The following is a 20,451-nucleotide window of genomic DNA, read 5'->3' as shown; positions in this document are numbered from 1 at the left end:
GCGCACGTGGTCATCGTGACACGCGCACCCACCGCAGGAGCAGCCCGACGGCGAGCACGCCGGCGCCGGCGAGCGCCGCGGCCACCGGCAGCGTGGCGCACAGCGCGACGCAGCCGACCAGGCCCACCGCCTGCAGCGCCCGCGGGTAGCGGCGGTGGGTGCCGGTCTGCGTCCAGGCCGCGACGTTCGCCACCGCGTAGTACACGAGCACCCCGAACGACGAGAACCCGATCGCGCCGCGCAGGTCCACGGTGAGCACCAGCGCGACCACGACGACGGCGACCGCCACCTCCGCCCGGTGCGGCACCTGGAACCGGGGGTGCACGGCGGCGAGGGGCCGCGGCAGGTCGCCCTCGCGCGCCATCGCCAGGGTGGTGCGGCCCACGCCCGCGACCAGGGCGAGCAGCGCCCCGAGCGACGCGGCGGCCGCGCCGACGCGCACCACCGCCCCGGCCCACGGGGTGCCGGTGACCGCGGCCGCCAGCGGCGCCGGGGTCGCCGCCGTCCCCGCGAGGCCGAGCACGGCGAGCAGCGTCACCGCGACGACGGCGTAGACGACCGCGGCGCCGCCCAGCGCGACGACGATCGCGCGCGGGATGCTGCGGGCCGGGTCGCGCACCTCCTCGCCGAGCGTCGCCACGCGCGCGTACCCGGCGAACGCGAAGAACAGCAGCCCCGCGGCCTGCAGCACCCCGTAGACGACGTCGACCCCACCGGTCGAGCCGCTCCCGGTGGTCGAGCCTGCCGAGACCAGGAGCTCGACCGGCGGCGCGCCGACCCACGCGACCGTCGTCCACACCGCCAGGGCCAGCAGCACTACGACGACGATCCACCGGGCGAGCCGCGCGGTGCGCGTGACCCCGCGGTAGTTGACGGCCGCGAGCGCGACGACGGCGAGCGCCGCCAGCGGCCGCTCCCACCCGGGCGGGGCGGCGTAGGCGGCGAACGTCAGGGCCATCGCCGCGCAGCTCGCCGTCTTGCCGACCACGAACCCCCAGCCGGCGAGGTAGCCCCACCAGGGGCCGAGGCGCTCGCGGCCGTACACGTACGTGCCGCCCGAGGCCGGGTACTGCGCCGCGAGCTGCGCGGACGACGTGGCGTTGCCGTACGCGACGACGGCCGCGACGCCGAGGGCGACGAGCAGCGCGGCGCCGGTCCCGGCGGGCAGCACGGCCGCGGCGGCGGGGGAGAAGGCGGCGAAGACGCCGGCCCCGATCATCGAGGACAGCCCGATCACGACGGCGTCCGTCGTGCCGAGGCGGCGCGCGAGCTGGGTCACGGGTCGATCCTGCCGCGCCCCGGGGCCCCTCCGGGTCTTGCGGGGCGGCTGAACGCGTGTTTAGTCTGTTGAACATGCGTTCAGTCGATGTCGCCGCCGAGAAGCCGGCCGAGGCCCGCGAGCCGCTCGTGCCGAAGCCCGACGGCAGCACGCGCGGCCGGATCCTCGACGTCGCGATGCGCCGCTTCGCCCGGTCCGGGTTCGGCGCGTCCGTCCGGTCGATCGCGTCCGACGCCGGGGTGAGCCCGGCGCTCGTCATCCACCACTTCGGGTCCAAGGACAAGCTGCACGCCGCGTGCGACGAGCACGTCCTCGCCTGGATCCGCGACGTCAAGCGCGACTCCATCGGGCGGGTCGCGGGGGGCGGCACCCTGCTACAGGTGCTCGCCGGGGCGGACCAGTACGCACCGCTCGTGGGCTACGTGCTGCGCTCCCTGCAGGCGGGCGGCGTCGTGGGCCGTGAGTTCACCGAGCACATGATCGCCGACGCCGAGGAGTACATCTCCGAGGCGGTGCGCGACGGCGTCGTGACGCCGAGCCGCGACGAAGCCGCGCGCGTGCGCTACCTCATCTACTCGTCCCTCGGCGCGATGCTCCTGTCGGTCACGCTCGACCCCCCGCACGACCCCGAGGACGTCACGGCGGCTATGCGCCGCTTCATGGACGAGCTGTACCTCCCGATGCTCGAGCTCTTCACCGAGGGCTTCCTCACCACCCGTCGGATGCTCGACGACTACCTCCTGTACGTGCCGGACCCGCCGCCGGGCGACCAGCCCCCCGCCGACGGAACCCCCCACGACGACGAAGAGGAACCATGACCACCACGGCTTCATCCACGACCCCCGCGGTCGAGGTCCACGACCTGCGCAAGGCCTTCGGCTCCGTCCAGGCGCTCGACGGCCTGGACCTGACCGTCGAGACCGGCCAGGTGGCCGGCTTCCTCGGCCCGAACGGCGCCGGGAAGTCCACCGCCATCCGGGTGCTGCTGGGGCTGCTGCGCTCCGACTCGGGCAGCGCCCGCCTGCTCGGCGGCGACCCCTGGCGCGACGCCGTCGCGCTGCACCGGCGTCTGGCCTACGTGCCCGGCGACGTGAGCCTGTGGCCCAACCTCACCGGAGGCGAGGCCATCGACTACCTCGCCCGGCTGCGCGGCAAGCCGGACAAGAGGCGCAAGGCCGAGCTGCTCGAGCGGTTCGAGCTCGACCCCACCAAGAAAGCCCGCACCTACTCCAAGGGCAACCGGCAGAAGGTCGCGCTCGTCGCGGCGTTCGTGTCCCAGGTCGACCTGCTGGTGCTCGACGAGCCGACCTCCGGCCTCGACCCGCTGATGGAGGCCGTGTTCACCGAGCACGTGCGCGAGGCCAAGGCCGCCGGCACGTCGGTGCTGCTGAGCAGCCACATCCTGTCCGAGGTCGAGAAGGTCTGCGACACCGTGACGATCATCCGGGGCGGCCGTGCCGTGGAGTCCGGCACCCTGGACGACCTGCGCCACCTCACGCGCTCGGCCGTCACCGCCGTCGTCGACGGCGACCCGTCGCCGATCGCCGCGATGGCGGGCGTGCACGACCTGGCCACGACGTCGAACGGTGCCGGCACGCGCGTGACGTTCGACGTCGACAACTCCGAGATGGGCCGTGTGCTGCCCGCGATCAGCGCCCTGGGCGTGCACTCCTTCACCGCGCAGCCGCCGTCGCTGGAGGAGCTGTTCATGCGGCACTACGGCGACGAGCTCGCCGCGGACGGCGTGCCCACGAGCGGGGACGGAGCGGACGGCGCGGGCAAGCACGCCGCGAGCAGCCGGGCAGGTGCGCAATGAGTGCCGTCACCGCCGCCCCGCCGCTCGCGTCGGCCCCCGCCGCCCGGGGCGGGACCACCCTGACCGGCACGTGGAGCCTGGTGCGGTTCATCCTGCGCCGCGACCGCGTGCGCCTGCTCGTCTGGTCCCTGGCGATCCCCGCGCTCTACCTCGCCTCCCTCGGCGAGTACACGGCGATGGCGGACGACCCGGAGGGCATGCAGGCCCGCGCCGCCCTGGTGCAGACGCCCGCGATGGTGTCCATGACCGGCCCGGGGTACGGCACCGACGACTACACCGTCGGCGCTGCCGTCTCGAACGAGCTCGTGCTGTGGATGGTGCTCGCGCTCGCGGTGATGAGCATCCTGCAGGTGGTGCGGCACACCCGGGCGGAGGAGGAGTCCAGCCGGTCCGAGCTGGTGCGCGCGGCCGCCGTCGGCCGGCACGCCCCCGTGGTCGCCGCGCTGGTGGTGGTGCTGCTCGTCAACGTGGTGGTCGCCGCGCTGTCGTCCGCGGTGCTGGTGGGGGCCGGGCTCGAGGCCGTCGACTCGGTCGCGATGTCGCTCGGCGTCGCCATGAGCGCGATGACGTTCGGCGCGATCGCGCTGGTCGCGTCCCAGGTGACGGAGCACTCCCGCGGAGCCACCGGGCTCTCGATGGCGGCGCTCGGCGCCGCGTTCACGCTGCGGACCATCGGCGACATGCAGGAGCAGCACGGCAGCTGGGTGTCGTGGCTGTCCCCGATCGCGTGGGCGCAGCAGATGCGCGCGTATGTCGACCTGCGCTGGTGGCCCGCCGCCCTCGGCGCCGTCGTCATCGTCGTGCTGCTGTTCGTGGCGTCGACGCTGGCCTCGCGCCGCGACTTCGGCGCCGGGCTCGTGCCCGACCGCCCCGGCCGCGCCGACGCCCTGCCCAGCCTGCGCACCCCCGCCGCGCTGGTCTGGCTGCAGCAGCGCATGGCACTCCTGTGGACCGCCCTCGGGCTGGCGTTCATGTGGTTCGCCACCGGCACGATCGTCAACCAGGTCGGCGCCATGACCGAGTCTCTGGCGAACAACCCCGTGTACGCGAGCGTGCTGGGCAGCGGCGAGGTGACCAAGGCGTTCGTCGGCATCATCGTGCTGTACGCCGCGCTCGGGGCGGCCGCGTACGGCATCGTCGCGGCCCTGCGCGCCAAGACGGAGGAGGACGCCGGGCGGGCGGAGTACGCCCTTGCGACGCCGGTCTCCCGCGCCCGGTGGCTCGGCGCGAACCTCGGTGTGACGTCCGCCGGCACCGTCGTCGTGCTCGTCACCGGCGTGCTCGCGCTCGCGGGTGGTGCGGCGGTCGCCGGCACCGAGGACGTCACCTTCGGCGAGGTCACCGAGGCCGGGCTGCTGTTCCTCCCGGCGCTCGCGGTGTTCGTGGGCCTCGCGGCGGCGCTGTTCGCGTGGATCCCCAAGGCGACCTCGCTGGTGTGGCTCCTGCTCGAGTACACGATCGTCGTGGCGCTGTTCGCCGACCTGTTCCACCTGCCCGACTGGGCGCGGCGGATCTCGCCGTTCTGGTGGGTGCCCGACCCGCTCACCGCCGGCGTCGACTGGGTGCACGTGGGCGGGCTGTGCGCCGTCGCGCTCGTGCTGTTCGTGCTCGCGTTCGCCGGCTTCCGCCGTCGGGATGTCGCGACGAAGTAGCGCACCCTCGCAAGTTGTCAGAGCCACGTGGGCCTCGACCCCGGCGTGGTTCTGACAACTCGCGGGGGCGGGTTAGCGTGGTCGGCCGTGACACCCCCCACCGATCCCGGCACGACGGCGAGCGAGCAGCCCGGCGCGGGCCACGACGCCCAGCTCGCGCACGGCCTGCGCACCCGCCACCTCACGATGATGGGGCTCGGGTCCGCGATCGGCGCCGGCCTGTTCCTCGGGGCCGGCGTCGGCGTGGCGACCGCCGGCCCCGCCGTCCTCGTCAGCTACGCCATCGCGGGCGCGCTCGTCGTCCTCGTGATGCGGATGCTCGCCGAGATGGCGTCGGCGCTGCCCGCGTCCGGCTCGTTCTCCGTGTACGCGGAGGCGGCGCTCGGCCGCTGGGCCGGGTTCCTGCTGGGCTGGCTGTACTGGTTCACCCTGATCATGGTGCTGGGCGTGGAGGTGACCGGCGTCGCGGGCATCGTCAGCGGCTGGTGGCCGGACGTGCCGCAGTGGGCGGTGGCGGCCGTGGTCGTGGTGGTGCTGGGCGGCATCAACCTGGTGGGCGTGCGGCAGTTCGGCGAGTCCGAGTTCTGGTTCGCGGCGATCAAGGTGGCCGCCATCCTCGCCTTCCTCGTGGTGGGCGTGCTGATCGTGCTCGGCATCGTCCCCGTGTCGGGCAGCGTGCTCGGCTACTGGGCCGCGCACGGCGGCTTCGCCCCAGCCGGCTGGGCCGGGATCGCGGCCGGCCTGCTCACCGTGGTCTTCGCTTTCGGCGGCATCGAGATCGTGGCGATCGCGGCCGCCGAGGCGCGCGACCCGCGCACCGCCGTCGCGCGCGCCACCCGGACCATCGTGTGGCGCATCCTGCTGTTCTACGTGGGCTCGGTGGCGATCATCGTCGCGCTCATCGCCTGGGACGACGCCGCGCGGCTGGCCTCCCCGTTCGTCTCGGTGCTGCAGATGGCCGGGTTCGAGGGCGGGGCGCGGCTCATGGAGGTCGTCGTGGTGCTGGCGCTCCTCAGCGCCTTCAACGCGAACGTCTACGGCACGTCGCGGATGCTCTTCTCCCTCGGCCAGCGCGACGACGCCCCCGCCGCCACGAGGCGCGTCTCCCGACGCGACGTGCCGTGGGTGGCCGTGCTGGTGTCCGTGTTCTTCGGTGTCGTCGCGGTGGGCCTCAACTGGCTGCTCCCCGCGCAGATCCTCACGATCCTGCTCAACGCCGTCGGCTCCGCGCTGTTCGTCGTGTGGCTGCTCATCACGGTGTCGCAGCTGCGCCTGCGCCCACGTCTCGAGGCCGACGCCGAGCGCTCCGGCGAGCCGATGCGGCTGCGCATGTGGGGCTACCCGTACCTCACCTGGGTCACGCTCGCGGGCCTGGTCGCGCTCGCCGGGCTCATGCTGTCCGACCCCGCGGCGCGCGCCCAGCTCGTCGCGACCGCCGGCCTGGTCGTGGTGATCCTCGCCGTCTACGCGGTCATGCGCCGGGTGCGTCGCACCGCTGGTTGAGCCTGTCTCTCCGCCGGTCGAGCCTGTCGAGACCTCGACGAGCTCGACCGGCGGGGCTACTTCGACGGCCGGATCGTGGGCACGTCGCCGACGATCGGGATCGGGCGGCGGTGGAACGGGAACCCGTACCGGGTCACGAGGCCGGCGAGCGTCGTGACGCGGTTGCGGGGCCCGACGAGCGACATGATGTGCACGAACAGCCACACCAGCCAGGCGAGCCCGGCGGTGAGCCGCAGCTTCTTGGACGTCACGGGCAGCGTGATCTCGGCGATCGCGGCGCGTCGGCCGATGACCGCCATCGTGCCCTTGTCGTGGTACTGCAGCGAGCCGGTGGCCCGGCCCTCGAGGAGCGCGAGGATGTTGCGCGCCACCTGCTGGCCGCCCTGGATGGCCGGCTGGGCCAGCTGCGGCTGCCAGTCGGGCGACTCGGCGATGTCGCCGATCGCGAAGACCCCGGGCCGCCCCTCGACCTGCAGGTCTGCGCCGACGGCGATGCGCCCGCCGTTGCGGCGGGGCACGTCCCAGTCGTCCACCTCGGGGTGCGGCCCCACGCCGGCGGACCACACCGTCAGGTCGGCGCGGATGCGGGTGCCGTCGGTGAGGATGACGGCGTCCGGCCGCACCTCCGCGACGCCCGCGCCCAGGTGCAGCTTGACCCCGCGGTGCCCCAGCTCCTTCGCGGCGTACTCGCGCAGGCTCGGGTGGAACGACTTGAGCAGCTCGGCGCCGCGCTGGACGACGGTGATCTCGAACGCGTCGCCGTGGATCTCGGGATAGGCGGGCGCGAGCCCGGCGGTACGCAGCTCGGCGAGCGCCCCCGCGACCTCGACCCCGGTGGCGCCTCCGCCCACGACGACCACGCGCAGGCCGTCGTCGGAGTCCCGGGTGAACGCCGAGCGCTCCAGCCGGATGAAGAGCTGGTCGCGGATCCGCAGCGCCTGCGAGCGGGAGTACATGCCGAGCGCGTTCTCCTTGGCGCCCGGGGTGTCGAAGAAGTTCACCGTGACGCCGTTGGCCAGGACGAGGTAGTCGAAGGAGACCTGCTCGTCGTTGGCGAGCCGGATGGCGCGGGCGTCGTGGTCGATGCCGACCAGGTGCTCGTGCAGCACCCGCAGGTTCTTCTGCTTCAGCCGCAGCCCGCGCAGCCAGTAGGTGACGTCGCCGGGGTTCAGCCCGCCCGTGGCGACCTGGTACAGCAGCGGCTGGAAGGTGTTGTAGACCCGCCGCTCCACGAGGGTGACGCGGACGGGGGCCTTCGCGAGGGCCTTCACCACCGCGAGGCCGCCGAACCCTCCTCCGACGACGACGACATGGGGAAGGTCGGTGCGCTCGCTCACGGGCACCACGGTAGGCGACGGATCGCCCTGAGACCGGATGACCGGGCTCGGCCTGAGAGGATGCTGCCGTGCCCGAGCTCCTCGCCGTCTGCCGCGTGTTCGCCCTCCTGCCCGATGCCGGCACGGTCGGCGTCACCGCCATCGACAAGCGCCCCGTCGACGGCCGGGTGAAGGCCCGCCCGTACGGGCTGTACGCCGACGTGCAGGCGGACCGTGCCAACCACGGCGGCCTCGACCAGGCGGTCTACGCCTACTCCCAGGAGGACGCGGAGGTGTGGGGCGCCGAGCTGGGCTACGAGATCACGCCCGGGCTGTTCGGCGAGAACCTGCGCACCCGCGGCCTCGAGGTGAGCCGGGCGGTGGTCGGGGAGCGCTGGCGCGTGGGCACCGCCCTCCTCGAGGTGACGCAGCCCCGCACGCCGTGCCAGACGTTCGCCCGTCGCCTCGACTCGCCGCCCCGCTGGGTGCGCCGGTTCACGCAGGCGAACCGCACGGGCGCGTACCTGCGCGTCGTGGAGAACGGCGACCTGGGCGCGGGGGACGTCGTCGAGGTGGTGCACCGGCCGACGCACGGCGTCACCCTCACGGACTGGTTCGGGGCGTTCAACCGGCTCGACGGCGCGGCCGTGCTCGCCGACGTCGCGAAGGCGCTGGTCGTGGCCCACGACGACGGCGAGCTGCGGCTCAGCGACGAGATGCGGGAGCGGGCGCAGCAGGTCCTGGATCGCTGACCGGCCCGACCCCGTACCGGTGCCCGGCGTACCCCCAGACGGCGAGGGCGAGCGCCGGGCCCCAGAACCACGCGGGGAAGTACAGGGCCGCGGTCCACCCCATCATGACGATCATGGGGACGGCGGCGCCGCAGAGCATGACGGCGACGATCCCGCCCGGCACGATGGCGGCGGCCGGCGGCACCGGCTGCCCGGCGCGGCGGCCGAACCAGCGCGGCAGGCGTTCGCCCCACGGCAGGATCAGGCCGAGCGTGAGGACGATGCCGAGCCACGCGCCGGACGAGAGCGACAGACCCTGGATGCGGACGGCGAGGGGCAGGGCCTCGCCCGTGGCGAGCTGCGGCCACGGCGTCAGCCAGGTGAGACGGGCGAGCGCGTAGGGCAGGGGGCCGAGCGCCGCGACGACCGTGAACAGCGTGCGGTGCCGCGTCACCCAGACGGTGGCCCGGCGCAAGGACCCGCGTCGCCAGGCGGCCATCAGGGCCAGGCCGGCCCAGGCCGACGCCGTCGCGAGCGGCAGCAGCACGGCGAGCAGGCCCCACCGTTCGCGCGCGAACCCTGCCGCGATGCCGTTGATCCAGGTGCCGAAGGCGTCCTGGGCGACGACGATGCCGACGACGGCGGCCACGGCCGCGAGGAGCACCGTGAGCCGCCAGGCGGGGCGGTGGCGGAACACCTGCACCCCCGCCCACACGGCGAGGACCGGCACCGCGAGGGCGACGAGGTAGCCGGCGACGCTCAGCGTCCCGGAGCCCTGGGCGAGGATCCCGAACGCGAGGACCTCGACGACGGTGACCGGCGCGACGACCCGCCAGGGCTGCCGCCCGGTGGCGAGCACGACGGCAGCCGTCGCGGCGCCGAAGAGCGCCACCGCGAGCAGCAGCCAGCTGAGCGGCAGGCCGGGCAGGAGGGCGTGCCCGAGGGAGTTCTCCTCCTCGCGGAACGGGTCGATCGCGGGCCGGGCCACGAAGAGGCCGAGCAGGGCCGCCGTCGCGGCGGAGGCGCCGAGCGCGGCGCCGGCGAGGCGCCGGCCCCACGTCGACGCCGCCGGGCCGGCGGGCGTCGTCACGGTGTCGTGGTGGACGGGCGGGCTGGTCATCGGGTGCCTCCGGTGGTGGGGTGCGTGTGCTCCCACGCTCCCGCCGGACCCGTGCCCGTGGCCTCACCCGGACGGGGGAACGGTGTCCCCCGTGCACGGGACCGTCGTGCGCTCACCGCGGTCGGGACACCGCGGCCGGGACACCGCCGCCGGGGCACCGCGGTCGGTGAGGCGACATCGGCTGTGCCCCACGTGACGCCACGCCCGCCGCGGGCGGGCGGCGCAGACCTGCTCCTTCGACACGCGTCTGCCCTTGTGGGGCCAGGTCAGGGACGCTACTCTCGAACACATGTTCGAAGACGACGGAGCCCGAGCCGCCCCGCCCGCGGCCGGGCACCGTCGTCCTCGGGCACTCGGCTCCGGCGCGGCCTGTGCCCCGGTCGCGCCGGAGCTCTACACGTCGCGCGCACCGCACGTCACGGCGGTGCGCGCGACGATTCTCGAACGAGCACTCGAAGGCCCTCTCGGGGACGACATCGCCGAGGACGCCGACGGCGGTCGTCTCGTCGACGTGCGCTGGTCGCCGGCTGGTGCGGCGCTCGATGGTGCGGTGCTCGCCGGTGGTGTGCTCGCCGGTGGTGTGCTCGACGGTGATGTGCTCGGGACCTCATCTTCGGCCCCGACCTCCGCCCCGACCTCCGCCCCGACCTCGCCCCCGACGTTGCCGGTCGAGGTCCGGGAGGGGCGCGGTGCCGACCGTCCGCTCCTCGCCGTGCTGGACGCTCTGTCGCCGGGCCCGGACCTCGCGAGCACGCTGGCGTCGCTGGACGAGGCGGAGCTGGACGACTTCACGATCCTCGAGGTGCTGGCAGCCTGGGAGCGGGTGGCTTCCTGGGCACAGGCGGGGTCCGCGCGCGTGCTGGCGGAGATGCTGGAGCGCACCCGCGGGTCGTCGCGGCACGAGTTCGTGGCCGATGCCGTGGCGGCGAGGCTCGGCCTGACCCGCCACGCGGCGGCGCAGCTCGTCACGGTGGCGCACGGCACGTCCCGGCTGCCGGAGGTGGCGGACGCCCTCGCCTCGGGCGTCGTCGACCGGCGCAAGGCGGAGGCACTGGTCGACGCGGGCCGGATGCCCGACCACCTGCGCCGCGAGGCCGTCGCCGGGGTGCTGTCCGACGCCGAGCACCTCACCGCGCCGCAGCTCCGTGCGCACATGCGCCGGGCGGAGATCGAGGTCGACCCGGGCGGCGCGGAGGACCGGCACCGGGCCGCGCGCGCCGAGCGGTACGTCAGGCTCGAGCCGGTGGACGACGCGATGGCCTACCTCACCGCCTACCTGCCGGCGGACGACGCCGCACGGGCGTTCGCCGCGATCGACGACGTCGGCCTCGCCATGCGCCGCGCGCCCGGCGAGACGCGTCGCCTCGGCGAGTGCCGCGCAGACGCGTTCACCGCGCTCGCCACCGGACGGCTCGCCCCCGGCCCGTCCCTCCCTGGACCGTCGGCCCCCGGCCCGTCCCTCCCTGGACCGTCGGCCCCCGGCCCTTCCGCCCTCTGCCCGTCCGTCCCAGGGCAGCACGTCACGGGGCAGTACGTCCCCGGGCGGATCGCCGCGGGCGGCGAGGCTTCGTCCCGGCCGCGCTCGCGGTCGCGCGCGGGTATCCGGGTGTCCGTGGCAGCGTCGACCCTGCTGGGCTCCGAAGACCTGCCGGCGATCCTGGCCGGCCACGGTCCGATCCCCGCCTCGATGGCGCGGGCCCTCGCGTCCGACCCGGACGCCGTCTGGCAGCGGCTGTTCACCGATCCGGAGAGCGGGGTGCTGACGGACGTCTCGTCCCGCACCTACCGCCCCGGCGAGGCGCTGCGCGCGGCCGTCGTCGCGCGAGACGTCACGTGCACGTTCCCCGGCTGCCGCGTGCCGGCCGCGTCGTGCGACCTCGACCACGTGGAGCCGTTCGACCCCACCCGCGACGCCCCGCAGACCCACGGCGCCAACCTGCACGCCCTGTGCCGCACCCATCACCGCGCCAAGACGGTCGGCGGGTGGGCGGTGGCTCGCGACCCGTCCACCGGCGGCACCACGTGGACCGCGCCCACGGCTCACCGGTTCGCCCGTGACCCGGTGCCGCAGGACCCGCGCGTGACGTCGGCGCGGCGCGACGGGCCGGCCCCCGGCCCCGGCCGCCGACAGGACGGCGACGGGCCGCCACCCTTCTGAGCGTGCCCCGGCCCCCTCCCGTGGGCCTGCTCGTCGAGTTCGGGATCTGTCCACGAGGGGTTCACCGCGCGTCCTGCCCGTGGTTCCCGCCCGGCCCTACGTTCCGGGGACATGAGCGAGCATCGGACCGAGCACGACGAACCCGCCCGCCCCGACGAGAGCACCGACGCGACGGCGTCCGGCCTGGGGCGGCGTACCTTCATGACACTCACAGGCCTGGGCGCGGCGGGCACCGCCGTGGCGGGCGCGTCGTCGGCCGTGGCGGCGCCCGCCGCGACGGAGGCGGCGTCCGCTTCGCGCGGTCGTTCGCCGAGACTGCGGTTCCGTGCGGACGGCACCTACACGATCGTGCAGTTCAACGACACCCAGGACGACGAGAAGATCGACCGCCGCACGCTGGAGCTCATGCGCGCGGTGCTCGACGACGAGCGGCCGGACCTGGTGATCCTCAACGGCGACAACATCACGGGCGGCTGCGACACCCCGCTCGAGATGCGGCAGGCGATGAACAACGTGGCCCAGCCGATGGAGGAGCGGCAGATCCCGTGGGCGATCACGTTCGGCAACCATGACGAGACTCGACGCCCAGCAGCGGGGTGGACGAGGCGCAGATGCTCGCGTTCTACCGCTCCTACCGCCACAACGTGAACGGCCCGACCGCCAAGGGCGTGACGGGGCAGGGCAACTCGCACCTGCTGATCGACGGCACGAACGGGCGGCCGGCGTTCAACGTGTGGCTGCTCGACTCCGGCCGGTACGCGCCCGGCACGATCGACGGGCAGGACCTCACCGGCTACCCGACGTGGGACTGGGTGCGGATGGACCAGGTGGACTGGTACTACCGCACGTCGGTCGAGCTGGAGCGGCGCTACCGCCGCGCGATCCCGTCGCTGATGTTCATCCACATCCCCCTGTGGGAGTACCGGTTCATGTGGTTCGGCTCCGTCGACGGCCGCACCGCCGCGGACCACGATCGCGGCGCCGGGCGGCACCAGATCGTGGGGGAGCGCAACGAGGAGGAGTGCCCGGGACCGTTCAACTCAGGCCTGTTCTCGGCGGTGCAGCACCGGGGCGACGTCCGGGGCATCTTCTGCGGCCACGACCATGTGAACACGTACTCGGGGAACTACTACGGGGTGCTGCTGGGCTACTCCGGCAACACCGGGTTCGGCACGTACGGCCTGAGCGGCGCGGAACGCAACCGACTGCGGGGTGCGCGCGTCTACCGGCTCGACGAGTCGGTGGACGGGGTGCTGGCCGGTACGACCATGCGGTTCGCGTCGGAGTTCGGCATCGACCTCACGGCTGACGACCAGTGGATCGAGCCGCTCCCGCTGCCGGACGGCAGAGGCTGACGGGAGTCTTCGACGGCAGGCTGTGCCGGCTCAGCGCCGGCGGCCGCGCGAGGGTTCGGACGGCGGCCACTCGCCGTCGTCCGAGCCGTCGTCGGCGCTGTGCAGCAGCTCCTGCAGCTGCACCTGGACCCGCTCGACGCGGGGCACGTCGCGCAGCATCATGCCGGCCTTCTCGGTGGCGTCCGAGACCTGCAGGGTGCCGCAGCCGAGCATCCGGTCCAGGAGGTCCTTCTCGAGCGCGATGTCGTTGATGCGGTAGAGCGGGATGTCACGGCCCACGCGCGTGACGATGCCGGAGCGCATGGCGATCCGCTTGGTGGTGACGGTCCACGAGGTGGTGCGCCACTTCAGCCACGGCACGAGCACCCAGACGACGGCGACGACGGCGAGCACACCGAGCACGATCCAGCGGACCACGTCGTCCATGGGGACGACGAACGAGAACGCGGCGGCGACGAGGAGCACGAGCAGGAGCAGGAACGGCCAGATCACGGCCTTGGCGTGCTCGTGCAGGTCCATGACCACGCGCTCACCGTCGATGAGGTCGTCCTGGTTCAGCGCCATGCCGCACATCGTGCCAGACGGGCGGTCGGGGACGACGGCGCTGCTCAGACGTGTGGAGGCAGGTTCCAGCCCTCGATGGTGCGCAGGTCGTGCCCGTACCCGAGCTGGCAGATCGCGGCGGTGCCGAGCTCGAGTCGCGCGGCGTAGCGCGGGTCGACGCCGATCCAGGCGGTCGCGAGCACGCGCAGCAGGTGGCCGTGCGCCACCGCGAGCACGTTCCCGCCGGCCTGGAGGGTGGTGTCGGCGCGCTCGACGAACCGCCGGGCGCGGGCCGCGACGTCGGCGAGCAGCTCTCCGGGCCGGCCGTCGCCGTGCGCGGGGTCGGGCGACAGCACGCGCACGCCGTCCTCGAAGATCTGGAACTCGTGGCCGATCGCCTCGGAGACGTCGGCGCTGGTGCGTCCGTCGACGGGGCCGTAGTCCCACTCGGCGAGGTCGGGATCGGCGACGGCGTCGGGGTGGCCGACGAGCTCCGCGGTGTGCCGTGCGCGTTCCAGCGGTGACGCGTAGACGGCGGTGAAGGTGATGCCGGCCAGCGCGTGCCCGGCGGTGCGGGCCTGCTCCACGCCTGCGTCCGTGAGCGGGAGGTCGGTGCGTCCGGTGTGCTGGCCGCTCGCGCTCCACGCGGTCTCGCCGTGGCGCAGGAGGACGAGCTGCGGGTCCTTGCTCGGCACGAGAGGCATGCCTCCGAGCATCACGCAGACCTGCGGCGGCGGCACGCGGAGGTGCCTGTGGAGGTTCCTGTGGACCGACCGTCCAGGCTCCGTCCAGAGTTCGCTAGGGTGTCGTCGTCGTCACACGATCCACACATCTTCAGCACCCGGCCCGTGGCCCCGCGTCGCGTCCGCCCACCACCCAGGAGACCGCGTGCTCGTCTTCGTCCTCATCGGTTCGGCAGGGATGATCCTGCTGCTCGTCTCGCTCCTGGTCGGTGATCTGGTCGACCTCGGCGACGGCGCGCTGTCCGGCACGTCCCTCGGGGTGGGCGCCGTGGTGTTCGGGGCGGTCGGCACGATCGTCGTCGCCAACGACCTCGCGGTGTGGATCGCGTACGTCGCGTCGGCGGTCGTCGGGCTCCTGGCCGTCCTTCTGGCACAGGTGCTGGTGCGGCGGCTGGCGTCGAGCGAGGACGGCGTCGCCGTCTCGCTCGTCGGGGCCAGCGGCACGGCGACGACCGACGTGACACCCAGCTCGGGCGAGGTCTCCCTCGACGTCCCGAGCGAGCTCGAGCGCCGCCTCGCCCGGTCCGACGCGCCGATCGCCGCCGGCACGCGCGTCGTCGTGCTCGAGCACTCCGGATCCACCGTGCGGGTCGCCCCGCACACCCGCTGACGTCCCCTCGACCGGAAGGAGCCGCGCTCCGGCGCGCACCATGTTCGACTCGTCCGACAGCAGTTTCATCACCACGATCGCGGTGCTCGCGCTCGTCGTCGCCCTCCTGGCCGTAGGCATCTTCGTCGGGCAGCGCATCCGCCGCGTCCCGCCGAACCAGGCGCTCGTCATCGTCGGCCGCGGCGCCGGCAGCAGAGAGAAGGCGGGAGTCAGCCAGAAGGTCGTCATCGGCGGCCGCACGTTCGTCTGGCCGATCCTGCAGCAGGGTTTCGCGATCTCGCTCGAGCAGCGGCAGATCGGTATCACCGTCGAGGGCGTCGACAAGAACCGCATCAAGATCGCGATCAAGGCGTCGATCAACTTCAAGGTGCGGGGCGACGACGAGGGCGTGCGGCGCGCGGCGCAGCGCTTCCTCTCCCAGCAGGAGATGCTCACCGAGATCATCAAGGAGTCCCTCGAGGGCTCGCTGCGTTCCATCGTCGGCGACATGACGATCGAGCAGATCATCTCCGACCGCAAGGGCCTGTCGGACCGCGTCGTCGAGTCGACCAAGACCGACCTGGCGGAGCAGGGCCTGCAGGTGGACCTGCTCAACATCTCCGACATCTCGACGCCGGGCTCGGAGTACCTCGCCAACCTCGGCCGCGCGGAGGGCGCTCGCGCGCTGCAGGTCGCGGAGGTCTCCGAGGCGGAGGCGCGCCGGCTGTCCGAGTTCGCCGTCATCGAGGCGGCCGAGCAGATCGCCGAGCGGCAGAAGGCGCTCGACCTCAAGAAGGCCGCGATCAAGGCCGACACCGACCGTGCGAACGCCGAGGCCGAGGCAGCCGGACAGCTCGCCCGGGCCGAGCAGGACCGCCTCGTCGCGCAGCAGGAGCGCGAGGCGCTGGCCGAGCAGGCGCGCGTCACGCAGGAGCGCCTCGACATCGAGATCCGCAAGCCGGCCGAGGCGAAGGCGTACGCCGAGGTCCAGGAGGCCACGGCTCGTCGTGACGCGGCGAACGCCGCCACCGAGGCCGACGCGTTCAAGCGCACCACCATCGCCGAGGCGAACAAGACGGCGGCCATCCAGGACGCCGAGGCCTCCGCGGCCGCGGTGCGCCGTGCCGGCGAGGCCGAGCGTGACCGTCAGGTGGCGCTGGCGGAGGGCATCAAGGCGGAGGGTGAGGCACGCGCCTTCGCGACCGAGGCCGAGGGCCGCGCCGAGGCGGTCGCCACCGACGCCAAGGCGGAGGCGCTGAAGAAGTACGGCGAGGCCGCGCTGGTGCAGGAGCTCATCGAGCGCCTGCCCGAGATCGTCCGGGCCGCGGCCGAGCCGATCGGCTCGATCCAGGGCATGACCGTGATCTCCACCGACGGCGCGTCCTCGGTGACGAAGTCGGTGGCCTCCGTTCTCGGCGAGGGCCAGGGCGTGGTCAAGCAGCTCACCGGGGTGGACATCCACCAGCTCATCGCGGGCCTCGCCGGCGGGCAGCTGCCGACGTCCGGCGGCGACGCGAAGGCCACCGCCTCGAACGGCGCCGCCGCGAACGGGACCGCGCCGCTGAACTGACGAGCGGCGTGCGACGCACGACACGCCCCGCCGCGGGAATCGCCTCCCGCGGCGGGGCGTTCGCACGTGCGTGACCACCACCGAACCCGCCCCCCTGAAGGTCGACGTCTGGTCGGACGTCGCGTGCCCCTGGTGCTACATCGGCAAGCGTCGCTTCGAGTCCGCGCTGCAGCGGATGGCGGACCGTGACGGTGCCGCCCCCGAGGTCGAGGTCGAGTACCACTCCTTCGAGCTCTCGCCCGACACTCCCGTCGACTTCGACGGCACTGCGACGGAGTTCCTCGCCGACCACAAGGGCATCCCCCTCGAGACCGCCCAGCAGATGCAGGACCAGGTGACCGCGCTCGCGGCCGCCGAGGGCCTCACCTACCGGATGGACCAGGTCCGGCACACCAAGACGCTCAAGGCGCACGAGCTGCTGCACCTCGCCAAGGCGTTCGGCAAGCAGGACGAGATGAAGGAGCGCCTGCTGCGCGCGTACTTCACCGAGGGCGAGCACGTGGGCCGCGTCGAGGAGCTCGCGGACCTCGCGGCCGAGGTCGGCCTGGAGCGCGAGGTCGTCGTCGTCGCGCTGAATGCGGGCACGTATGCCGACGCCGTGGCCGACGACATCGACCGCGCCCGCGCGTACGGCATCAACGGTGTCCCGTTCTTCGTGCTCGGCGGGCGCTACGGCGTCTCCGGCGCGCAGGACCCCGACGTCTTCGTCCAGGTGCTCGACCAGGTCCTCGCCGAGGGCTGAGGCGACGCGACAGAGGCGCATCTCACACCGTCACCCCTGGCTGTGAGACGCGGTATCACCGAGAATCGAGGCCTCGCCCGCACCGTCGCGGGCACGCCGCGGGACGGCCTACAGGCCGTCGACCCCGGCGGTGAGGCCCCTGGAGGAGGATCATGAACGACGCCACCGCGAGCTCGTCCCGCTCGATCGCCAACCCGCGCCGCACCACGCTCGTGTCGCTCACCGCGGCCGAGGCGGCGGCACCCCACCACGGCGCCGGCGACGAACGCCCGCTGCAGCTGCTGGGCGACGCCGGCGCCGTCTGCGTGGACGGCGTGTGCAGCCTGCCGGAGTGACCGCTCGTCATCGAGCCGGTCACATCGTGCGGTAGTCCGCGATCGACAGCCGCGGGCCCCGTCGCGGGGCCTGCGGCCGGCGGTCGAGGAACAGCAGCCGCACCACCCGGTGACGGTGGGGGGCGTAGGGCGCGAGGAGGCGCAACATCCCCTCGTCGTCGGTGCGCTCACCCGTGAGCGCCCAGCCGACGGCGCCCGCCAGGTGAAAGTCGCCCACGGACACGGCATCGGCGTCGCCGAACGCGCGCTGCGCCACCTCGGCAGAGGTCCAGACCCCGACCCCTGCGACCTTCTCCAGCCGGGCGCGCGCCTCGTCGGCGGGCATCGCTGCCGCGTCCTCGAGCCGGGCCGCGACCTGAGCACAGCGCACCGCCGTCGCGGCGCGCCGCGGGTCGACGCCCGCGCGGTGCCAGTCCCAGGTCGGGACGGCGGCCCACCCGCGCGCGGACGGGACCACCCGCATCCCCTCCGGGGCGGGCCCTGGTGCCGGGGCACCGTGCCGGGCGACGAGCCACCGCCACGCCCGGTGCGCGGTCACGATCTGCACCTTCTGCTCGAGGACAGCCGGCACGAGGGCCTCGAGGACGCGCCCGCTGCGGCACATCCGCAGGCCGGGGGCGCGCCGTGCGGCATCGCGCGCCTGCGCGGGCGGCGTGAACGCGGAGGTGTCGTCGGTCTCGCCGAGCAGCTCGGGCACGGCGTCGGCCGCCTCCCGGGCCCCCGGCCCCCAGTGCTGCACGACGACCGTCCGGGCGCCGGTCACGACGAGCCGCTGCGTGACCGGCCCCGTGCGCACCAGCGTCGTGCGCCACACCGCGCCGTCGGCGGTGCGACGGAACGTCGGGTCGTGCGCGCCGTGCCGCAGCGGGGCGAGCGTCAGCCCGAGATCGAGCGGTCGGTCCGAGGTGTGCTCGAGGGTCACGTCGCTGCCGGCGGTGACCACGCCGGCCGCGGCGGGGGTGCTCGGCACGAGTGCGCTAGTCAAAGAGGGTTCCGAGCTCCCACCCGGTGTCGCTCCGGGCGCCGACGGGCTCGACGTCACGTGCCGGCCGCCCGGCCGGGCGCTCGCCGGGGACGGGATCGACCGCGCCGTCCTCGCGCGCCGTCGGGCCGGCGCCCGCGTCCTCCGTCAGCAGCAGCTCGTCGACGCCGCCGCGGCCGGCGGCCCAGTCCTGCGCGGCGAGGCCGGCGAGCTGGTCGGCCCGCTCGTTGAAGGGGTTGCCCACGTGGCCGCGCACCCAGCGGAACCGGACCGGGCCCTCGCGCCCGGTGATCGCGGCGTCGATGGACCGGATCAGCTCGAGGTTCTTCACGGTGTCGCCGGAGGCGGTGCGCCAGCCCTTGCGCTTCCATCCGTGGATCCACTCCGACGCGCACCGGATCGCGTACTGCGAGTCCGACTCGATGAGGAGCGGCTCGGCCCCGGGATGGGCCTCGATCGCGCGCAGGAGCGCGGTGAGCTCTGCGACCTGGTTGGTGCCGGACGCGGCGCCGCCGGAGTCGAAACGGCCGCCCTCGTGGGCGATCCACGCCCAGCCGATCGCGCCCCCGGGATTGCGGAGGCACGAGCCGTCGGTGCTGACAATGATCACGCCGGAGTCTCCCAGTGTCCGAGCCCCTGGTTGCCGCCCCCATTGTGCCTCGTGCCGGTGACACTCGGGGGCGCGTCCACGCAGCCGGCACCCGAGCCCGCGGTGAAGGTCGGCTGCGGACGCCCGAAAACTCGGGCACGCGGCCCCGGAAGCCGCCGCGCCTCCGCCCGGAACCCACGGCCGCTGCGCAGCGGTGATCATGGCGGCATGACCGACGGCACCGCCATGCCCGCCCACGACCGCCCCGCGCGCCGTCCCGCGGACGTCCGCAAGTGGCGCCGCTACCTCGCCGACGAGCGCGCCGAGGCCGCCGCCTACCGGGACCTCGCGCGGCGTCGCACCGGCGAGGAGCGCGCCATCCTGCTCGCGCTCGCCGATGCCGAGAAGAGGCACGAGCAGCACTGGCTCGATCTCCTGGGCGACGACGTCGGGCGGCCGCTGCGCGGCGACCTGCGCACGCGCATGCTCGGCCTCCTCGCGCGCCGCTTCGGCGGCGTCTTCGTGCTCGCTCTCGCGCAGCGGGCCGAGGCGCGGTCGTCGTACGACGGCGACGAGCACGCCACCGCCGCCATGGCCGCCGACGAGCAGATCCACGGGGAGGTGGTGCGCGCGCTCGCCACCCGCGGGCGCAACCGGATGTCCGGCACGTTCCGCGCGGCCGTCTTCGGTGCCAACGACGGCCTGGTCTCCAACCTCGCCCTCGTTCTCGGCATCGGCGCCTCCGGGGTCTCGTCGCAGACCGTGCTCCTCACCGGCGTCGCCGGCCTGCTCGCCGGCGCGCTGTCGATGGGCGCGGGCGAGTTCGTCTCGGTGCGCTCCCAGCGCGAGCTGCTCGAGGCGTCCACCCCGGACCCCAAGAGCGCCACGGTGCTGCCGCACCTCGACGTCGACGCGAACGAGCTCGCGCTCGTCTACCGGGCGCGCGGCATGTCGTCCCAGGAGGCGCAGGGCAGGGCCGACCGGGTGCTCGCGGGGCTGGCCGCGACCGGCACGCTGGCACCGGAGGTGCTCGGCGACGAGCCGGACGAGGTCGAGGTCGAGGTCGCCGGTGTCGAGCGGGACGACGATCTGGAGACGCACGGCACCGCCTGGGGGGCCGCGATCTCGAGCTTCTGCTTCTTCGCGTCGGGCGCGGTGATCCCCGTGCTGCCCTACCTCCTGGGCCTCACCGGGTTCCCGGCGATCGCCGTGGCCGCCGCTCTCGTGGGGGTGTCGCTGCTGGTCACGGGCGCCATCACCGGCCTGCTCTCCGGGACGTCGCCCTGGACGCGGGCGCTGCGCCAGCTCGCCATCGGGTTCGGGGCGGCCGCCGTGACCTACGCGCTCGGGCTGCTCTTCGGTACGTCCGTGGCCTGATCCAGCGGGTGAGATCTCGTCTTCAGGTGTTGCGGGACGGTTGCTCCGGCA

Annotated in this window: 20 protein-coding genes; 13 read left to right on the top strand and 7 right to left on the bottom strand. The window is 74.1% G+C overall.

The genetic code is table 11. The features are described 5' to 3' along the window. Window positions 1–10 precede the first annotated feature (10 nt). Window positions 11–1,279, bottom strand: a complete 1,269-nt coding sequence (locus B5Y66_RS20510; protein ID WP_079576476.1) for an APC family permease — start codon at window positions 1,277–1,279, stop codon at window positions 11–13. Window positions 1,280–1,353: 74 nt separating this feature from the next. On the opposite strand from B5Y66_RS20510, the gene B5Y66_RS20505 reads away from it, so the two are divergent. From B5Y66_RS20505 to B5Y66_RS20490, 4 genes are all read left to right on the top strand, one after another. Further along, on the top strand, window positions 1,354–2,097 hold the full coding sequence (locus B5Y66_RS20505) for a TetR/AcrR family transcriptional regulator (protein WP_079576475.1): 744 nt from the start codon (window positions 1,354–1,356) through the stop codon (window positions 2,095–2,097). After that, entirely contained in the window at window positions 2,094–3,095 is a 1,002-nt protein-coding gene (locus tag B5Y66_RS20500; protein ID WP_079576474.1) for an ABC transporter ATP-binding protein, read from the top strand. The genes B5Y66_RS20505 and B5Y66_RS20500 overlap by 4 nt, the downstream gene beginning before the upstream one ends. After that, window positions 3,092–4,747: an ABC transporter permease gene (locus B5Y66_RS20495; RefSeq protein ID WP_079576473.1), complete on the top strand. Its 1,656-nt coding sequence runs from the start codon at window positions 3,092–3,094 to the stop codon at window positions 4,745–4,747. Before B5Y66_RS20500 ends, B5Y66_RS20495 begins: the two co-directional genes overlap by 4 nt. 87 nt (window positions 4,748–4,834) lie before the next feature. Further along, window positions 4,835–6,250 carry an amino acid permease gene (locus tag B5Y66_RS20490; protein ID WP_245807261.1) on the top strand — a complete coding sequence of 472 codons (1,416 nt, stop codon included), beginning with the start codon at window positions 4,835–4,837 and terminating at the stop codon, window positions 6,248–6,250. A gap of 56 nt (window positions 6,251–6,306) precedes the next feature. Here the strand turns inward: B5Y66_RS20490 and B5Y66_RS20485 are convergent, their stop codons facing one another. Further along, window positions 6,307–7,587, bottom strand: coding sequence for an NAD(P)/FAD-dependent oxidoreductase (locus tag B5Y66_RS20485; protein ID WP_079576673.1), 1,281 nt, complete (start codon window positions 7,585–7,587; stop codon window positions 6,307–6,309). A gap of 68 nt (window positions 7,588–7,655) precedes the next feature. Between B5Y66_RS20485 and B5Y66_RS20480 the strand changes: the two genes are divergently transcribed. Next, window positions 7,656–8,318: an MOSC domain-containing protein gene (locus B5Y66_RS20480; RefSeq protein WP_079576472.1), complete on the top strand. Its 663-nt coding sequence runs from the start codon at window positions 7,656–7,658 to the stop codon at window positions 8,316–8,318. Here B5Y66_RS20480 and B5Y66_RS20475 read toward each other — a convergent pair. Next, window positions 8,272–9,417, bottom strand: a complete 1,146-nt coding sequence (locus B5Y66_RS20475; protein ID WP_079576471.1) for a hypothetical protein — start codon at window positions 9,415–9,417, stop codon at window positions 8,272–8,274. The genes B5Y66_RS20480 and B5Y66_RS20475 overlap by 47 nt on opposite strands. Window positions 9,418–9,706: 289 nt before the next feature. Between B5Y66_RS20475 and B5Y66_RS20470 the strand changes: the two genes are divergently transcribed. The 3 genes from B5Y66_RS20470 (at window position 9,707) to B5Y66_RS23080 (ending at window position 12,930) form a co-directional block, all read left to right on the top strand. Further along, complete coding sequence (locus tag B5Y66_RS20470) at window positions 9,707–11,575, top strand: HNH endonuclease signature motif containing protein (RefSeq protein WP_079576470.1); 1,869 nt, start codon at window positions 9,707–9,709, stop codon at window positions 11,573–11,575. Between the two features lie 111 nt (window positions 11,576–11,686). Further along, window positions 11,687–12,223 carry a metallophosphoesterase gene (locus B5Y66_RS23085; RefSeq protein WP_245807260.1) on the top strand — a complete coding sequence of 179 codons (537 nt, stop codon included), beginning with the start codon at window positions 11,687–11,689 and terminating at the stop codon, window positions 12,221–12,223. Then, window positions 12,187–12,930, top strand: coding sequence for a metallophosphoesterase family protein (locus tag B5Y66_RS23080; protein ID WP_245807259.1), 744 nt, complete (start codon window positions 12,187–12,189; stop codon window positions 12,928–12,930). Before B5Y66_RS23085 ends, B5Y66_RS23080 begins: the two co-directional genes overlap by 37 nt. A 30-nt stretch (window positions 12,931–12,960) precedes the next feature. Here the strand turns inward: B5Y66_RS23080 and B5Y66_RS20460 are convergent, their stop codons facing one another. Both B5Y66_RS20460 and B5Y66_RS20455 read right to left on the bottom strand, forming a co-directional pair. Beyond that, window positions 12,961–13,494 carry a PH domain-containing protein gene (locus B5Y66_RS20460; protein ID WP_079576469.1) on the bottom strand — a complete coding sequence of 178 codons (534 nt, stop codon included), beginning with the start codon at window positions 13,492–13,494 and terminating at the stop codon, window positions 12,961–12,963. A gap of 44 nt (window positions 13,495–13,538) precedes the next feature. Continuing rightward, a complete protein-coding gene (locus B5Y66_RS20455; RefSeq protein ID WP_079576672.1) occupies window positions 13,539–14,177 on the bottom strand; it encodes a histidine phosphatase family protein in 639 nt (212 codons plus the stop codon). A gap of 184 nt (window positions 14,178–14,361) precedes the next feature. On the opposite strand from B5Y66_RS20455, the gene B5Y66_RS20450 reads away from it, so the two are divergent. The 4 genes from B5Y66_RS20450 to B5Y66_RS20435 all read left to right on the top strand — a co-directional run bounded on the left by B5Y66_RS20450 (window position 14,362) and on the right by B5Y66_RS20435 (window position 17,452). Beyond that, on the top strand, window positions 14,362–14,826 hold the full coding sequence (locus tag B5Y66_RS20450) for an NfeD family protein (RefSeq protein ID WP_079576468.1): 465 nt from the start codon (window positions 14,362–14,364) through the stop codon (window positions 14,824–14,826). A gap of 40 nt (window positions 14,827–14,866) precedes the next feature. Continuing rightward, a complete protein-coding gene (locus B5Y66_RS20445) occupies window positions 14,867–16,375 on the top strand; it encodes a flotillin family protein (protein ID WP_079576467.1) in 1,509 nt (502 codons plus the stop codon). 70 nt (window positions 16,376–16,445) lie between these two features. Next, window positions 16,446–17,117 (top strand): DsbA family oxidoreductase, encoded by a 672-nt coding sequence (locus tag B5Y66_RS20440; protein ID WP_079576466.1) that lies wholly within the window; start codon window positions 16,446–16,448, stop codon window positions 17,115–17,117. A 152-nt stretch (window positions 17,118–17,269) separates the two neighbouring features. Continuing rightward, window positions 17,270–17,452, top strand: a complete 183-nt coding sequence (locus B5Y66_RS20435; protein WP_079576465.1) for a hypothetical protein — start codon at window positions 17,270–17,272, stop codon at window positions 17,450–17,452. Between the two features lie 19 nt (window positions 17,453–17,471). Here B5Y66_RS20435 and B5Y66_RS20430 read toward each other — a convergent pair whose 3' ends face one another. Further along, on the bottom strand, window positions 17,472–18,422 hold the full coding sequence (locus tag B5Y66_RS20430) for a DNA-3-methyladenine glycosylase family protein (RefSeq protein ID WP_245807258.1): 951 nt from the start codon (window positions 18,420–18,422) through the stop codon (window positions 17,472–17,474). A 7-nt stretch (window positions 18,423–18,429) separates the two neighbouring features. Beyond that, window positions 18,430–19,044, bottom strand: coding sequence for a ribonuclease H family protein (locus B5Y66_RS20425; RefSeq protein ID WP_079576464.1), 615 nt, complete (start codon window positions 19,042–19,044; stop codon window positions 18,430–18,432). 207 nt (window positions 19,045–19,251) lie between these two features. Between B5Y66_RS20425 and B5Y66_RS20420 the strand changes: the two genes are divergently transcribed. Further along, a complete protein-coding gene (locus B5Y66_RS20420; protein WP_079576463.1) occupies window positions 19,252–20,400 on the top strand; it encodes a VIT1/CCC1 transporter family protein in 1,149 nt (382 codons plus the stop codon). Window positions 20,401–20,451: the final 51 nt, after the last annotated feature.

It is taken from the genome of Krasilnikoviella flava, from assembly GCF_900167525.1.
Classification (GTDB): Bacteria; Actinomycetota; Actinomycetes; order Actinomycetales; family Cellulomonadaceae; genus Isoptericola; species Isoptericola flavus.
This window is presented reverse-complemented; position numbering and strand designations above follow the sequence as displayed.

Excerpts from the sequence above, each read along its gene's own strand:
- B5Y66_RS20505 (WP_079576475.1), top strand. The coding sequence starts at position 1,354 with ATGCGTTCAGTCGATGTCGCCGCCGAGAAGCCGGCCGAGGCCCGCGAG.
- B5Y66_RS20500 (WP_079576474.1), top strand. The coding sequence starts at position 2,094 with ATGACCACCACGGCTTCATCCACGACCCCCGCGGTCGAGGTCCACGAC.
- B5Y66_RS20495 (WP_079576473.1), top strand. The coding sequence starts at position 3,092 with ATGAGTGCCGTCACCGCCGCCCCGCCGCTCGCGTCGGCCCCCGCCGCC.
- B5Y66_RS20475 (WP_079576471.1), bottom strand. The coding sequence starts at position 9,417 with ATGACCAGCCCGCCCGTCCACCACGACACCGTGACGACGCCCGCCGGC.
- B5Y66_RS20470 (WP_079576470.1), top strand. The coding sequence starts at position 9,707 with ATGTTCGAAGACGACGGAGCCCGAGCCGCCCCGCCCGCGGCCGGGCAC.
- B5Y66_RS23085 (WP_245807260.1), top strand. The coding sequence starts at position 11,687 with ATGAGCGAGCATCGGACCGAGCACGACGAACCCGCCCGCCCCGACGAG.
- B5Y66_RS23080 (WP_245807259.1), top strand. The coding sequence starts at position 12,187 with ATGCTCGCGTTCTACCGCTCCTACCGCCACAACGTGAACGGCCCGACC.
- B5Y66_RS20460 (WP_079576469.1), bottom strand. The coding sequence starts at position 13,494 with ATGGCGCTGAACCAGGACGACCTCATCGACGGTGAGCGCGTGGTCATG.
- B5Y66_RS20455 (WP_079576672.1), bottom strand. The coding sequence starts at position 14,177 with ATGCCTCTCGTGCCGAGCAAGGACCCGCAGCTCGTCCTCCTGCGCCAC.
- B5Y66_RS20445 (WP_079576467.1), top strand. The coding sequence starts at position 14,867 with ATGTTCGACTCGTCCGACAGCAGTTTCATCACCACGATCGCGGTGCTC.
- B5Y66_RS20435 (WP_079576465.1), top strand. The coding sequence starts at position 17,270 with ATGAACGACGCCACCGCGAGCTCGTCCCGCTCGATCGCCAACCCGCGC.
- B5Y66_RS20420 (WP_079576463.1), top strand. The coding sequence starts at position 19,252 with ATGACCGACGGCACCGCCATGCCCGCCCACGACCGCCCCGCGCGCCGT.